General features: G+C 67.0%; 16 protein-coding genes. 10 read left to right on the forward strand and 6 right to left on the reverse strand.

Annotated features, from left to right (window positions below):
- Positions 1-54 precede the first annotated feature (54 nt).
- Positions 55-864: an ABC transporter permease subunit gene (locus tag V9E98_01785; protein ID MEI2715722.1), complete on the forward strand. Its 810-nt coding sequence runs from the start codon at positions 55-57 to the stop codon at positions 862-864.
- 60 nt (positions 865-924) lie between these two features.
- Here V9E98_01785 and mshD read toward each other — a convergent pair whose 3' ends face one another.
- Together mshD and V9E98_01795 are read right to left on the reverse strand one after the other, a co-directional pair.
- On the reverse strand, positions 925-1,809 hold the full coding sequence (gene mshD, locus V9E98_01790; GenBank protein MEI2715723.1) for a mycothiol synthase: 885 nt from the start codon (positions 1,807-1,809) through the stop codon (positions 925-927).
- Positions 1,806-2,516, reverse strand: a complete 711-nt coding sequence (locus tag V9E98_01795; GenBank protein ID MEI2715724.1) for a response regulator transcription factor — start codon at positions 2,514-2,516, stop codon at positions 1,806-1,808. Before V9E98_01795 ends, mshD begins: the two co-directional genes overlap by 4 nt.
- 38 nt (positions 2,517-2,554) lie before the next feature.
- Between V9E98_01795 and V9E98_01800 the strand changes: the two genes are divergently transcribed.
- Complete coding sequence (locus tag V9E98_01800; protein ID MEI2715725.1) at positions 2,555-3,346, forward strand: alpha/beta fold hydrolase; 792 nt, start codon at positions 2,555-2,557, stop codon at positions 3,344-3,346.
- On the opposite strand, the gene V9E98_01805 is transcribed toward V9E98_01800, so the two are convergent.
- Positions 3,315-5,606 (reverse strand): FUSC family protein, encoded by a 2,292-nt coding sequence (locus V9E98_01805; GenBank protein MEI2715726.1) that lies wholly within the window; start codon positions 5,604-5,606, stop codon positions 3,315-3,317. The two genes, V9E98_01800 and V9E98_01805, sit on opposite strands and share 32 nt — an antisense overlap.
- A 427-nt stretch (positions 5,607-6,033) precedes the next feature.
- Between V9E98_01805 and V9E98_01810 the strand changes: the two genes are divergently transcribed.
- Together V9E98_01810 and V9E98_01815 are read left to right on the forward strand one after the other, a co-directional pair.
- Positions 6,034-6,495: a thioredoxin family protein gene (locus tag V9E98_01810; GenBank protein MEI2715727.1), complete on the forward strand. Its 462-nt coding sequence runs from the start codon at positions 6,034-6,036 to the stop codon at positions 6,493-6,495.
- A gap of 23 nt (positions 6,496-6,518) precedes the next feature.
- Positions 6,519-7,562, forward strand: coding sequence for a DUF4395 domain-containing protein (locus V9E98_01815; GenBank protein ID MEI2715728.1), 1,044 nt, complete (start codon positions 6,519-6,521; stop codon positions 7,560-7,562).
- Between the two features lie 16 nt (positions 7,563-7,578).
- On the opposite strand, the gene V9E98_01820 is transcribed toward V9E98_01815, so the two are convergent.
- Both V9E98_01820 and V9E98_01825 read right to left on the reverse strand, forming a co-directional pair.
- Positions 7,579-8,400 (reverse strand): neutral zinc metallopeptidase, encoded by an 822-nt coding sequence (locus V9E98_01820; GenBank protein MEI2715729.1) that lies wholly within the window; start codon positions 8,398-8,400, stop codon positions 7,579-7,581.
- Between the two features lie 32 nt (positions 8,401-8,432).
- Positions 8,433-8,795 (reverse strand): DsrE family protein, encoded by a 363-nt coding sequence (locus V9E98_01825; protein MEI2715730.1) that lies wholly within the window; start codon positions 8,793-8,795, stop codon positions 8,433-8,435.
- Between the two features lie 242 nt (positions 8,796-9,037).
- Between V9E98_01825 and V9E98_01830 the strand changes: the two genes are divergently transcribed.
- The 3 genes from V9E98_01830 to V9E98_01840 are packed head-to-tail and all read left to right on the forward strand — an operon-like array spanning position 9,038 to position 11,036.
- Positions 9,038-9,541: an FABP family protein gene (locus V9E98_01830; GenBank protein ID MEI2715731.1), complete on the forward strand. Its 504-nt coding sequence runs from the start codon at positions 9,038-9,040 to the stop codon at positions 9,539-9,541.
- Complete coding sequence (locus V9E98_01835; protein MEI2715732.1) at positions 9,534-9,959, forward strand: Fur family transcriptional regulator; 426 nt, start codon at positions 9,534-9,536, stop codon at positions 9,957-9,959. The genes V9E98_01830 and V9E98_01835 overlap by 8 nt, the downstream gene beginning before the upstream one ends.
- 3 nt (positions 9,960-9,962) lie before the next feature.
- Positions 9,963-11,036 carry a folate-binding protein gene (locus V9E98_01840; GenBank protein ID MEI2715733.1) on the forward strand — a complete coding sequence of 358 codons (1,074 nt, stop codon included), beginning with the start codon at positions 9,963-9,965 and terminating at the stop codon, positions 11,034-11,036.
- Positions 11,037-11,047: 11 nt separating this feature from the next.
- Here V9E98_01840 and V9E98_01845 read toward each other — a convergent pair whose 3' ends face one another.
- Complete coding sequence (locus V9E98_01845; protein ID MEI2715734.1) at positions 11,048-12,136, reverse strand: hypothetical protein; 1,089 nt, start codon at positions 12,134-12,136, stop codon at positions 11,048-11,050.
- Positions 12,137-12,334: 198 nt separating this feature from the next.
- Between V9E98_01845 and V9E98_01850 the strand changes: the two genes are divergently transcribed.
- The 3 genes from V9E98_01850 to V9E98_01860 all read left to right on the forward strand — a co-directional run bounded on the left by V9E98_01850 (position 12,335) and on the right by V9E98_01860 (position 14,098).
- Positions 12,335-12,853 carry an aerial mycelium formation protein gene (locus V9E98_01850; protein ID MEI2715735.1) on the forward strand — a complete coding sequence of 173 codons (519 nt, stop codon included), beginning with the start codon at positions 12,335-12,337 and terminating at the stop codon, positions 12,851-12,853.
- Between the two features lie 147 nt (positions 12,854-13,000).
- Positions 13,001-13,588 carry a hypothetical protein gene (locus tag V9E98_01855; GenBank protein ID MEI2715736.1) on the forward strand — a complete coding sequence of 196 codons (588 nt, stop codon included), beginning with the start codon at positions 13,001-13,003 and terminating at the stop codon, positions 13,586-13,588.
- Positions 13,589-13,813: 225 nt separating this feature from the next.
- Positions 13,814-14,098, forward strand: coding sequence for a DUF2516 family protein (locus V9E98_01860; protein MEI2715737.1), 285 nt, complete (start codon positions 13,814-13,816; stop codon positions 14,096-14,098).
- Positions 14,099-14,138 lie beyond the last annotated feature (40 nt).

Raw genomic sequence — 14,138 nt, forward strand, 5'->3', positions numbered from 1 at the left:
CCGAGCGCGCCTTCGACCGGGTCCCGCCGGGCACTGCCCGTGCGGGTGGAGTTCGTGCGCCAGTTCCGACGGCGGCGCACGGTCGTGACCCTGGGGCTGCTGGTTCTGTTGCCACTCATCGTGGTGGCCGCGGTGAAGTTCGGGCCGTCCGCCAACTCGTCAGGCGGAGGCGGCGGACGGTTCGGCAGCGGCAGCTTCGATCTCGTGGGTCTGGCGACGGCAGGGGCGTGGAACTTCGCGGTCACCATGTTGTTCTTCGCCACGGGATTCCTGCTCATCTTGGTGACCGCGGTGTTCTTGGGCGACACCGTAGCCAGCGAGGCGCAGTGGTCGACTCTGCGGTATCTCCTGGCAGCACCTGTTTCCCGGCGACGCCTGTTGGCCGTCAAACTCATCGTCGGGCTTGTGTCCACCGCGATCGCCATCGTGGTACTCATCGCCACGTCGTACCTGGTTGGTCTGGTGGCGTTCGGTTCCGGGCCTCTGCAGAGCCCGGCAGGTGGCTCCTTCGACGGTGTCGATGCGCTGTGGCGGGTCGCCGTGATCGCGGGCTTCATCTTCGTATCCCTGTTGTTCACCGCGGGCATCGCCTTCCTGATGACGGTGTCCACGGATGTGCCGCTCGGGGCGGTCGGGACCGCGCTGATCCTGGTGATCGTCAGCAACATCCTCGACGCCATCGAGGCCCTGGGGGACCTGCGACGCTGGTTGCCCACCGACTACACGAACGCATGGATCGGCGCACTGCAAAGTCAGATCGACTGGTCCGACATGGCTCGCGGGGCGGCGTACTCACTGGTGGCGTTCGCCATCCTGGTCGCCATCGCCGTCATCCGCTTCGACCGCAAGGACATCCTGTCCTGATCCGCGAGCAAGGGTCTGTGGCCCATCGGCCCATCGGCGGGTCGGTCGGTTGGTGAAGGCTCAGGCGGGCGCTACAGGCTCGAAGCGGCGGTCACCGTCGACCCGGCTGAACCCTGCCGACTCGTACACCTTGATGGCGGCACCGTTGTCGGCATCGACGAAGAGGTGGACCTGGGTCATCCCCCGGTCGGTCAGGTGCCACAGGCCCTGGTCGAGTAGGGCTGCCCCCAAACCGCTTCCCCGCCAGGCGCGGTCAACGGCGATGATGAACACCTCACCGGAGGTGTCTCCCCCCGCAGTGGCGGTGGGGTCGACCTTGGTCCAGTGGAAGCCGATCATGTCTCCGTCGGGGCCGCGCGCCACCAGGAAATCGTCGGATCGGTACCACGGGGCGCCCAGACGAAGTTCGAGTTCGGGGCGATCCCAAGACGCTTGGTCGAGCAGGGCGGCGAAGGCCCGTCGGTTCAGGTCCAGCCAGTCGTCAACGTCGTTGTCCACGTCGAACGAATCGAGCGTCACCCCTGGGGGCAGAGTACGTGGCTCGGTGTCGGGAGGCAGCGACCGCGCCATCAGCACCAACTCGCGCACACTGCTCATTCCGAGCGCTTGTGCTGCGGTGCGCCCGGCGGACAGATCGCCGTGAGTCCACAGCGGGAGCCCGGGGTGGGCCCGCTCGACGGCTGCGAGCAACACCAAAGCCGCCGCGCTGTCAGCGGCGGACAGCTCGGCCACCTCGTCAGTGGTCACAACCGCGTATCCGACCAGTCCTCCGTCGGCGAAACTCAGCCAGTGCTCCCGTTGGTCGAGCAACTCCGACAGCTCTGTCACCGCCAGCCGATTCACTTCGTCGAGCGGCTGCCGCCCGGTTCGTTCGGCTTCGGCGCCGAGTAGTTCGAGCACGCGGCGACGCTGGTCCGGGGACAACCGTGCCAGCCGCTGGATCATTGTGCGGGCGCGTCCGCCGGGTCGGGTACGGCGTCCTCGACGAAGCGGTATCCGACATTGCGCACCGTTCCGATGAGCGCCTCGTACTCGAGGCCGAGTTTGGCCCGCAACCGGCGGACATGGACGTCGACGGTGCGGGTGCCGCCGTAGTAGTCGTATCCCCAGACCTCTTGCAGCAGTTGTGCCCGGGTGAAGACGCGGCCCGCGTGCGTGGCCAGATAGCGCAGCAGTTCGAACTCCTTGAAGGTCAGGTCGAGTTGCTGGTCGGCCAAGGTCGCCGCATAGGCGGATTCGTCGATCACCAAGGCACCGCGACGGATCCGATCCGGCGGATCGGCCTCTTCGGCCCCGGAGTTCTGGCGCACCTTGCTCAGGTTCAGGCGTAGCCTCGCCTCCACTTCTGCGGGGCCGGCCGAGTCGACGAGCAGATCGTCCATCCCCCAGTCGAACTGAACAGCGGCCAGGCCACCCTCGGTGACGATGAGCAGTACCGGTCCGGCGACGCCCGTGGCCCGGATCAGTCGGGTCAGCGAGCGCGCTTGCGGCAGGGACTGGCGGCCGTCGACCAGGATGGCGTCGTGCGGCGGCGCGTCGAGCAGAGCGGAACCCTCGGCAGGCAGGACGCGCAGAGTGTGGGTGAGAAGTTCGATCGCGGGCAGGACGTTCGCCGCCGGCCCCGACTGCGACGTGAGGAGGAGCAGTCGCATGCCACCTCCCTGTTCCTGTGCTGCGAGAATATCCCACCGTGATCGACGCGCTCCGAAGTGATTTCGCCGAGACCGCGACCCTATTCACGCGCGATCGGGTCCGACTCCGCGCGGGTTTCGCACCCGGTCCTGGCGGCGGTACCGCCCTGTTGTTGGTCCACGGTTTCAACGCCTCACTGTCCAAGCCACCCAACCGCGCCGTTCTGGCCACGCTCACGGAGCAGTTTCCAGTCGTGGCGGTGGAACTGCGTGGGCACGGCCGCAGTCAGGGACTGTGCACTCTGGGCGACAAGGAGATCCTCGATGTCGAGGCAGCGGCACGGTGGGCCGCGGTCCTCGGCTGTTCGCAGGTCGTGACCATCGGTTTCTCGATGGGTGCTGCCGTCGTGGTGCGCCACGCAGCCATCATCGGCGGCGTCGCGGGCGTCGTGTCGGTCAGCGGCCCAGCGTTCTGGAACTACCGGGGCACGTCGATCATGCGCGTCCTGCACTTCGGTGTCGAGAATCCGCTGGCCCGCCAGTATCTGTCGCGAGTGATGGGCACCCGGGTGGTGCCCCCGCCCTGGCCGAAACCGTGGCCGGAGAGCCCGTCGGAGGCGGCCGCCCGGATTCCGCCCGTGCCGTTCCTGGTCGTCCACGGGACCCAGGACGGCTTCTTTCCCGATGAGCATCCCCGTGCCCTCATCCGTGCCGCTGCTCGTGGTGCTCGGGAGAGGGGAGTGCCTGACAGCAGCGAGCTCTGGTTGCGCGATTTCGGTCATGCCGAGGCCGCCATCCCCGCCGGCTTGCTGCGTGAGATCACCGAGTGGGTGCAGGTGCGCTGCCGCTGAGGGTCTCGGTGAGGAGGCGCGCATTCCACGAGATGAACACATTCCAGTCGGCCGTCCACACCACCACCGCCGGGCGTGGGTCCTGGCCTGTTCCCTGCCAGTCCGAGGGCTGGTCCAGCCAGCGATCGATCGCCGCCCGTAGCTGGGCCACCGACTTGTCCGAGCGCACGTCCGGCATCGGTGTCTGCGGCACCGGGTCCAAGACGAGGTCGTCCTGAGTCATCTCACCGGTCAACATCTGGTCATCCCATGCCTTGGTGATCCCCCTCAGGCCGTCACGGACCTCGTGCGATGTCTCCAGCACCGAACCCGTCAGTTCGAGGGGGAAGACCCGGCTTCCCCCTCGCTGAGTGACCGCGTACTCGACTCCGGGCAGAATGTGCGCGGCGACGTTGATGTGGTTCGCCGCGAGGGCGACCCGGAACCACTTCTGCATAGGGACGGTCTTGGGTGGACGCTGGGCCAGCGATAGGTCGTAAGCCTCCTCAGCCCGGTCGAGCGCCCGCGCCGCCCGCAGGTTGGAATCCTCCAACATGTGCAGGTCCACAGCACCCCCGACGATGTAGTCGATGGCCATGAGCAAGTGATCGGATGCGGCGGTCATGGCCTCGGTCATTCGCCGGTGCAGCGTCGCCACGACGCCGCGCGGCCACATGACGGCGCTGATGAGCAGGCTCACGGCGAGCCCTATGGCGACATCGAGCAAGCGGAGTTCGGCCGTCGCCAAGGTGGCGGGGAACATCAAGGAGAACAGCACAATCACCGCGAGGCTGAATCCAGCTTGCCCCGTGGCCAGCGAGAAGGTCCCTGGCGTGAACGCGCACGCGAACAAGGCGATGGGCAGGAGCGCCCACCATGCGGCGGTGTTGTCGCCGATCAGTACGATCAACGCCGCACCCAATGTCACTCCGACGGTGGTGCCGAACAGTGCCTGCAGGGCGGTGCGCCCTGTCCCCAGGGCATCGAAGCGCAAGGCAGTCAGTGTTCCCAGCACGATCCAGAACGAATGCTCGAGCCCGAGAGCCTTGGCCACGCCGACACTGATAGAAAGGGCGATCGCCGCGCGCAGAGCGTTGCGGAACCACGGTGACTCCCACGAGAGGTTGCGTGTGAGCCGCTCTCCGATGCCTTCGCGGGCGGGGTCCAGTTCCCAGTCCAGGGTTCGGTCGCGAAATCCGGCATCGGCGGCCAGGCTGGCGCTGGCCAGTTCGGTACTGATGGAACTCAGGCGCAGCGGAAACGCGTCGTCCAGGTGACGCCGGATCGTACGTCCTGGCAGATTGCCGCGATGGGCATCACTCCAATCCAGCACCTTGTCGAGGTGGGCGTCTCGCGCAACACGGATTCGCTCGGGGGAGACCGTCGTCTTGCCGCTGCGCAGGTCCTCGCTTACTCGGTCGAGTTCATTGGCGATGATTCCCGCCAGTGCCGAATCGGCGGAGGCAAGTGAGGGCTGAGGCTCGGCGTCGTTCGCAGTGAGATCACGCCAGTTCAAGTAGCCGCGCAGTCGCGTGGCGAGATCGACCAGCTGTGCCAACGACCGATCGTTCGTGGTGAGTCCCGCAGGGCGCAGAAGGTTGCCGTCGTAGCGATCACGCAGGTCCCGCAGATACTCGTCGAACTCGGCAAGGGAGGCGGTGACGCTCTCCGCATCGCGGGCCACCCATCTGGCTCTGATCGCGGCGGCGGCTGTCACGTAGATCTTCGACAGGCTCCCGGCGAGCCCGCGGGACGGGCGGGCGGGCCAGAGCACCACAGCCGTCACTGCCGCGGTCAACCCTCCGATCGTCCACGCTGCGACGGCGGGCACAAGATCAGCGGGGGAAGCGCTCGTCACCGCGAGGACGGTTGCGAGGAGCAATGTGGACTGAGCGGCCGCCAACCGACCGCGCAGAACCGCAGCTAGCCCCAGGGCCATGGCCACCACGAACATGACGATCGCGGCACCGGCGATGGTCTGCCCCAACAGAATCCCACCGATGAGGATGGGGATCCCTGTGGCCGTGGTGGCCAGATAAGCCAAGAACCGCCCCCGGAGCGGGCCACCGAAGTCGGCGAAGAGCAGCATCACCAGACATGCGAAGGCTCCGAACAACTCGACGTTCTCCAGCCACGGAACCAGGCTGAGTGCCACCAGCATCACGGGCACGACGACAGCGACACGGGCCGCCCGGCGCAGAGCGATCTCGTTGCTCAGCCGCTTGCCGAGATCTTGGAGGTGGGCGGTCACCGGAGGCACATCGGCAGCGTAGTGCGGCACACGTCACCCCCGCCCTCCGAAAGACCACCCCCGCCCTCCGAAAGACCACCCCCGCCCTCCGAAAGACCACCCCGCCCCTGCTCCCGTGCTGCCGTGGGCGATGTCCGCCGCCCTCGCCGCAACGTCGCACACTCCCCGCCCGGACTCGGTGCCGTTCAGATCACCGAACCGCGAGCCGTTGCAGTCAGGCGCTCGGGAATCGGGCACTCAGGAATCGGGCACTCAGGAATCGGGCACTCGGGAATCGGGCACTCGGGAATCAGTTTGTCCTGAAGGTGGTTTCCGCTGACACTATTGCGATGCCCGTCAAGCCCGCGATGCCCGCAACACCGGCGGTGACCTCGATGACCCTCCAGAATCGGGCGGCGCAGAGCGACTCGATCGCGAGAACGGGTCCGATGGCGAGAAGGGAGCGACCGTGACCGGGATGTGGATCCTCGTGGTGGCGCTTGGCCTTGCCACCGGCTTCGGCTTGTGGCGCAGATGGTCTGATGGACGCATGCGCGACACAGTGCCCACTCCCGTGGGAGCTGATGACCCCCCTGCACACGTCGACACGCCCGACCCTGCGCACCACGGTGGCGAAGTGCTGGGGATTGCACAACTCGGAGTCCCGTTGGGAGAGCGAGCGACACTCGTGCAGTTCTCCTCGGCCTTCTGCCAGCCCTGCCGGGCCACCAGGCTGCTTCTGGCGGATGTCGTGACCGACCTTCCCGGTGTGGAACATGTCGAGATCGACGCCGAGCAGCACCTCGATCTGGTGAGGCACCTGGAGATCCGGCGCACACCCACGGTCTTCCTGCTCGACGCGACCGGCGCCATCCGCAAACGTGCCACCGGCTTGCCGCGCCGGTCCGAGGTTGTCGCCGCGCTCGGTCAAGTCGTGTAACTGTGGAGCCTTGGGAGGACACCATGGCGAATGAGGAATCCAGTTCCGGGGATGTGCTAGCAGTCGACGACCCTGAGCGCCAGTCGGCGCAACGAGGCACGGATCATGCCGAGGAGAGCCGCGAGAACGCCGAATCGAACGTCGGGGAGTCTCTCGCGAAGCCCGCAGGACGCATGATGATCGACCCGCGGGGGCCTCGATTCGGGGCTGCGATCACCGTTGTCGTCCTGGCCGCCGCCTTGCTGACCATTCCGTCGGTCGCCAGTGTGGCTCTGTTGTTCCTCCAGGCCATCGCTTTCGGGGCCGCTGCCCTGCTCGGAATCCAGGCCCAACCGTATGGATGGATCTACCGCAAGGCCGTGGCTCCACGGTTACGTCCGCCCCGTGATCTCGAAGACGCTGCACCGCCGCGCTTCGCGCAGCAGGTCGGTTTGGTCTTCGTTCTCATCGCACTGGTCGGCCTCGCCCTCAGCGCGCCGGTGGTCGCTCAGATCGCCACTGCGTTCGCTCTTGCTGCCGCATTCCTCAACGCTGTCTTCAACTTCTGCCTCGGCTGCGAGATGTACCTGCTGTTCCACCGCGTCCGTTCCCGGCGGGCAGCGCGCGGGCGATCCGCTGTGTCTGGGGCCGAGGAGTCCGGGGAGGAGGAGTCCGGGGAGGAGGAGTCCGGGGAGGAACCACAGTCAGATCACACAGAGGGTTCGACGAGAGACTCCGCTCACAGGACGGAAGAAGGAACCCCCCAGTCGGCGGAAGGAAGTGACGAGACGGCACAAGAAGCCGACGATGCCTCTGCCGCGGGGGACGCAGAAGCCGAAGGGGACGCAGAAGCCGCAGGGGACGCAGCGGACGAATCGGTCGTCGCCGATGGCGCCGATGGCGCCGATGCGGGAGGTATCGATGTCGAGGCGGACGACACTGCCGAAACCATTGTCGAAACCACTGCCGAAACCACCCGGGAAGACACCGCAGAAGATGCCGAAGGGACCCTGACCGACCCGGACGCGGATCCGGACCCGGACGCGGATCCGGACTCTGTCGCCGAGTCGGGGGCCAAGGCCGGCTGATCTCTGAGGTGCCGGGTCAACCGCCCTGCGAGAACCCCGGGTAGTAGAGATCGACGCACGCCAGTGCGCCCCCGTCAGCACCGTCGGCGAATGCCTGTAGCCGTTCCTCGGGCAGACCGTGGGCATCGGGAGCGTTCCACGGCACACCTTCCGGGTCAGCGACCGAGACGACAGCGTCGATCGCCTGGTCCACCGCATCGGCACCCAGCAGCCCGCGCTGGTCGGCCCAGGCCGCCCACGAGCCGGCGAAGCAGTCCGCCTGCAACTCCGACTCGATCGTCAGGGGGAACTGATCCGACAGGCCCAGTCGAGCCTGTGCGCCATGACCGAACTCGTGGGCCAGAACGACGGCGGTCGCCATATCCCCCTTCTCTTCGTAGAAGGGCAGCATCAGACCAGGTTCATCCCAGGCGATGAAGTCGGACTGGCCGTCGTAGCAGTACACGGCATTCTCCGGACCCAACTGCTCCGTACCGCACGTCGGGCCGCTGTCCTCGGGCGGGTAGTACGCGATGAACTCGCCCGGAGGAATCCATTCCATCCCGAACTTCCGCGGCATCGTGCGGGCCCAGTACTCGTTGACGGCCGCCAGTGCGAACTCCATCGACGCGTCGTAGGCCGCGAAGTCGATACCACCGTCGTCGCCGCTGACCGCCTGCAGTGAGAACGTCTGATCTCCTTGGACCTCAGCGGGGACAGTCCCGGTGCGCTGGCCACCAGGTGGCGTGCTGAACTGTCCGGGACTCGTCGTCGGGGCCGTGGTTGGTGTCACCGAACTGCACCCGGCGAGCAGGGTCGCCAGGGACAGGCCGACGGCTGTCGCCAGTCGCTTCTTCATGGTCGTCCCTTTCGAAGTAACCGATCGTGAGGTCAGTAGACCAGTGCCTGCGTGGATCCGCTCGTCACTTCGGCCACGAACGACGCGGTCCCCGCCACCGCGACCCCTGGCAGGAACGCATCCGCGGAAAGGCCCCTGCGCGCGGCGCAGGCGGTACACACCGTGACCCTGGCATCGGCCAGCAGTTGGTCCAGGAGATCCTCGAGTGGGGGAGCGTGGTCGAGGCGGAACTGCGCGGCCCGGCCGGGGACGGCCAGCCAAACGGACTCACCTGTCAACCACAGCGAGGTGGGGATCCCCGACGCCGCTGCGGTGGCGGCCACGGTGAACGCCTGAGCGCAGCGCTCCGGCTCATCGGAACCTGCAGTCGCCTTCACGACCAGCGAGCGTGTCACACCTGGAGACTACCGACCGGGGACCGCTGCGGTCCTGAGCGGAAGTGACTCGGCGGAACACCCGATCTCTCAGCACTCGCGACTCCTCCGTCAGCCAGACGCCGCTATCGTGGGGGCGTGACGTTGTTCTTCGAAGTACTCCTCGTCGTGGCGTCGGTCGCCATCGTGTGGTTCGCGATCTATGTGCTCCTGCAGCTCTTCAAGGGGCAGAACTGACCGGGCTCCCTGACCAGATCCTGCCCGTGTCGTGGTTGATCGGGCGGTGGATCGGCGTCGGGACGGGGCAATATCCGACGATCGACGATTTCCGGTTCGGCCAAGAAGTCCAGTTCTCGTGTGACGGTCGGCCGTTCCTGTCGTACTGGTCACGGTCATGGGAGTTGGATGACGACGGCAACCGGATCCGGCCCACCGGCACCGAGTCGGGGTTCCTGCGACCCGGTGCCGATCGCACGGTGGAGTTGCTGCTGACGCATCCCACTGGTTTCGTCGAGATCTGGGAAGGTGCCGTCGAGGTGACGGGGATGGTCCAGGACCGCATCACGGGCGCGAAACTCGAACTGCGTACCGATGTGGTCGCACGGACCGGTGCCGCCAAACCGTACACGGCCGGACATCGGTTGTACGGACTGGTGAACGACGAGTTGTTGTGGACGTTCGACATGGCGGCCATGGGACATGAACTGCAGAATCACCTGGCCGCCCGACTGACCCCCATGGTCGACGACCCCGCGCCCGGTGAGTGACGGTCGCTGGCGGGAACGGCTGCGGGCCAGTGGACACCGCATCACCCCGCAGCGAGAAGCTGTGTTGGAGGCAGTCCGGGGACAGTCGCACCCCACAGCCGAATCCATCCACGAGTCGTTGCAGGCGTCCGATCCGGGGCTGAGTCTCTCGACGGTCTACCGCAACCTGACGGTGCTCCAAGAGGCCGGGGTGATCACCCACGCCCACTTCGGATCCGGGCCGCCGGTCTACCACTTGGCGGGAACCTCGCCTCACATCCACCTGTCCTGCCTGGACTGCGGATCGGTCACGAGCGTTGAGACATCTGCTGCGGATGGTTTCGCCGAGGCGGTGGACGCCGAGTCGGGCTTTCGTATCGACCCGACCCACTCGGCCGTCTACGGCCTGTGCGCCACTTGCGCAGCCCGGGGACAATAAACCATGACCGACCAGGGAACCGTGACCGACCAGGGAACCACCACCGACCAAGGAACCACCACCGACCATGCAGTCCCCGCTCCCGAGGACTCCCCGGACACCGGCGTCGCGTGGCACTATGGCGATCCCCTACGCGAACAGCGCTGGCTGGCGTCGGGTGATGCGTTGGTCGACCTGTCTCACCGAGCCGTGGTCACAGTGGCGGGTAACGACCGACTCACCTGGCTGCACGACCTGACCACCGCGTATCTGCTCGACCTGAGCCCCGGAGAGTCGCGGTTGACGCTGATCTTGGACCCGCATGGGCGAGTGGAGCAGGAACTGCACCTGGTTGCCGATCACGAATGTGTGTGGCTCATCGTCGAACGTCGTGCGACGCCGGCGCTGATCGAGTACCTGCGTTCCATGCAGTTCCTACTCCGCGTCGAGGTGCGCGACGTCACCGCCGACCACGCGGTGGTGGGGTCCATCGGCGACCGGACCGTGCCCGGCCAGATAGTGGCTTGGCATGCCCCGGCGGAGTTCGCTGGGACCGGATCGACTCCCGCCGGGGAGGACCGTGGTGGTGATGCGAACAAGTACGTTCCCACCCGGCCCGGACAGTTCGCCGCGGTGGAACACATCGTGCCGCGTTCGACCCTGGTGGAGGCGATGGCGTCGGCGCCCCATCGCGCGGGCACCTGGGCGTGGGAGGCCCTGCGCGCCGCCGCGGGAGTCCCGCGTGCCGGTATCGATACCGACTCCCGATCGCTGCCCCACGAGCTCGGCTGGATCGGTCCCGCCGTGCACTTGGCCAAAGGCTGCTACCGGGGTCAAGAGACGGTGGCGCGAACCCACAACATGGGGCGACCACCCCGTCGCCTGGTGCTCTTGCACCTGGACGGATCGGCCGAGGTTCTTCCCGAGCCCGGTACGCCGGTCCTGGCGGGTGATCGCCAGGTCGGCCGTCTCGGTACGGCGGCGCGACACCACGAACTGGGTCCGATCGCGCTCGCTGTCGTCAAGCACAGGGTCGGCCCGGATGAACCTCTCACGGTGGCCGGCGTCGCCGCCGCGCAGGAGATTGTGGTGGTCTGACCGGCTCGGTCCTACTCGCCGAGGGACTTCAACTCGCGCAGCACATCGCCGGACGCCATCGGGTCGGTCGGTTTCTGAGTCCGGGTGTTCCAGGCTCGAGGTGGCGCGGTGGTGGTGACTTCAGCCTGGGGCTCATGTGAGGGCGGGGCAGGGGCGGAGTCGGTGAGCCCCTCGGTGAGGTTCTTCAGCGCGGACAGGGCCTCGCGACGCTCGTGTGGACCGCGCTGCGCCGGTTCGGCGTCCACGTCAGGTTCGACCGGCGCAGGAGCGAAGGGCCGCAGGACGATGACGTCCTCCGGCGCAGCGGTGGCCACCTCGGGGAGAGGCTCGGCTGCAGGGGGAGACTCGGGCGGCGGCGCCATCGCGACTGATACCGGCGGGGGAGGGGTTGGGCGGGCCATTCCCCGCCTTGCGTCAGGCGCGGTCATCGGGCGCAGCGTGAGGGCTCCGGCCTGACGAAGATCGCTGATGACCTGGATCATCTCCGCAGTGGTCAATCCACAGGACTCTGCAACCTCCAGTGGCTCCTGACGTCCGTCGCTGGCGGATCGCACCGCGCGGTGGATGGTCAGTAGGCCCTTCGGGTCGGTGCCGCTGGCGGACAGCGCCACCGCGGTCAATTCGGCGGGGAACTCGTGCGGAGCCACGAGTGCGGTGGCCAGCACATCCTGAGTGGCCACCATCAGCGGTCCGGTCCGCTGGACTCGTCCTGGCTCGTAACTGACGCCGGCACTCGGGGCATTGAGCATCGCCGAGAGCTGCTCGGCCATCGAGTTGCGCAGGTAGGTCTCGATGAACAAGTCCGAAGCCAGTCGATCGGCCACCAGGAGATCCACCAGCCGGACACCGGGCCGGGACCGCGCCCTTATCAACTCCGCTGCCACTCTATCGGCGTCCAGGACTCCGAAGGCGACGAGTCGGCGCGACAACAGCGGGCGTCGGGCCGCTCCCGAGACACCGCAGAGCAGGCCATCACGCAGGTACAGCCACCCGGATGCCCCCGCTTCGCCGGACACGACCAAACGCCCGGTCGCCTCTTGCGCGGCCAGGTCGAGCAGCTCATCAGTCCATTTCGGACGTGAGCGGGTCGGTGAACTCATGGATGTCTCCGATGTCGGATGCACCACTTCTGTCGTCGGCTCAAGTGTGCCGCGCCTTGAACGCACGCGCCACAGAAGTCCAGCACGCACCCGGTTGGGCGACAATGCGGCGCTGAGATGGCGAGCCCACTGACCGCCGCAGCCGCGCAGCGGCTCTGCGGCTAAGGTGTCTCTGGCAGGGAGTCGGGAGGTGCGAACGTGGTGACACCCGTGCCGGGTGGCAGACGCGGTATCGACCGGGTCATGGCTCCTGATTTCGTGGCGGATCTGGGCGAGTTGACCATGGCGCAACTGCGCGAACGACGCCAACTCGCCATGCGTGAGGAAGCCGACCTCAGTTATGTGCGGCGCATGCTGCAGGGTCGCCTCGAGATCCTCGAGGCGGAGTTGGAATTGCCTCCCGAGGAGTCGGACGAGGAGCTCGTCGCGCGCCTGACCCGGGCCTTGATGGCGAATACCACGGCGACTGGCTCCTCCGGTCGCTACATGGCGACTGAGCCCGTCCGTCTCGCGGAGCGGCGGCGTCACGTCGAGCGCCTGATCTCCGATGTCGGCCTGACGGATGTCGCCTCCATGTCGGAATCCGACATCCGGTCGGCCTTGTCGAAGCTGGCGGAACAGGAGCACGTCGTGTCGCGGCTGCGCCATGAGGTGCACGAGATCATCGACGTTCTGACCGCGGAGTTGGCGCATCGGTACCAGTCCGGGGCGGTGTGATCCCCCGCACGATCCTGTGAGCGGGCGGGTGACGGTTTGGAGTTACAGGCCGGGTCACGGACAATGGCGGAGACGTCCATTGCGGACGTTCACGACATGGGGCCGGGGGGCACTGGCCCGATGTACCCGACAACAGGAGTCACGAACGTGAGTACCACCGCCAAGCCGCGCGCGACGAAGACCGCCGCCAAGAAGGCGACCACCCGCAAGGCTGCGCCGAAGCAGACTGGTGCCAAGAAGACGACCGCCAAGCGGGCGACCACCGGAAAGGCCACCCAGAAGGCCACCGCCTCGACTCGGACCGCCTCGACCCGGACCGCCACGACCCAGAAACCGCCCACCCGCGCTCCTCGCAAGCCCGCCGCGAAGAAGTCGACCGCGGCCCCGCGCAAGACCACGTCGGCGCGACCGGCGCCCGAGGCTGTCACAGCCGCGGCCGCGGCTGCCGCCCCGGCAGCGGAGCAAGGCCTGCGGGCGTGGTTCGACCGGTTCGCCGAGATCAAGAGTTTCGACCTCGCGGCACTGGACCTTCCCGTGCTGGAACTTCCGAATGTCGAACTGCCCACCGTGGAGTTGCCGACGGCTGATGACGTCCGGCTGGGACTCGTTCGGGCGCTGGACAACATCCAGGACGCCGTCATGACGGCGCCGGAGCGCGTCGAGGAACTCGTCGTGGATCTGCGCGAGAGCATCAGCAAGTCAGTCGTCCTCCTGCGTGAGGCCGTCGGCATCTGATCCAACTCCGGCGCTGACGCGCTACTCAATAACGACGCGCCTACTCACTGACGATGCGCTGACTCACTGACGACGCGCTCACTCGTTGACACTCACTACGGGAGCCGCCTGCGGGTGGCTCCCGTAGTCTTTTGTGCCACGTCGGTGTCCTGTGCTCCCCCGCACTGGGCCCGAATCGAGGACAGTCCGGTCCCCAGAAAGCCGGTCCCCAGAAAGGTGGAGCTCGTGTCGACGTTCCTGGTCTTCCAGAACATCGTGATGGCTGCGATCTGGGTGGTCTTCGCGATCATCAAGATCTGGGCGTTCATCGACTGTGCGCGTCAGCGTCAGGATGCCTTCCCCGCCGTGGGCCGCCAGTCAAAGGTGCTGTGGCTCGTTCTGACCGGAATCGCCGCCCTGACCGGGCTGATCCTGGACCCGTTGAACCTCATCGGCATCGCCGGCATCGTGGTCGCGTTGATCTACCTGTTCGAGGTCAAGCCCCGGATCCAGCAGATCATCCGCCGTTAGCGGGACCCACCGCGCACGGCTCTCAATAGCCGGTGGCCCG

Source organism: Candidatus Nanopelagicales bacterium, assembly GCA_037045355.1.
In the GTDB taxonomy this organism is placed as follows: domain Bacteria; phylum Actinomycetota; class Actinomycetes; order S36-B12.

Coding starts and splice junctions, on each gene's coding strand:
- V9E98_01815 (MEI2715728.1), top strand. CDS start 6,519: ATGGCGAATGAGGAATCCAGTTCCGGGGATGTGCTAGCAGTCGACGAC.
- V9E98_01795 (MEI2715724.1), bottom strand. CDS start 2,516: ATGCGACTGCTCCTCCTCACGTCGCAGTCGGGGCCGGCGGCGAACGTC.
- V9E98_01845 (MEI2715734.1), bottom strand. CDS start 12,136: ATGAGTTCACCGACCCGCTCACGTCCGAAATGGACTGATGAGCTGCTC.
- V9E98_01840 (MEI2715733.1), top strand. CDS start 9,963: ATGACCGACCAGGGAACCGTGACCGACCAGGGAACCACCACCGACCAA.
- mshD (MEI2715723.1), bottom strand. CDS start 1,809: ATGATCCAGCGGCTGGCACGGTTGTCCCCGGACCAGCGTCGCCGCGTG.
- V9E98_01820 (MEI2715729.1), bottom strand. CDS start 8,400: ATGAAGAAGCGACTGGCGACAGCCGTCGGCCTGTCCCTGGCGACCCTG.
- V9E98_01810 (MEI2715727.1), top strand. CDS start 6,034: ATGTGGATCCTCGTGGTGGCGCTTGGCCTTGCCACCGGCTTCGGCTTG.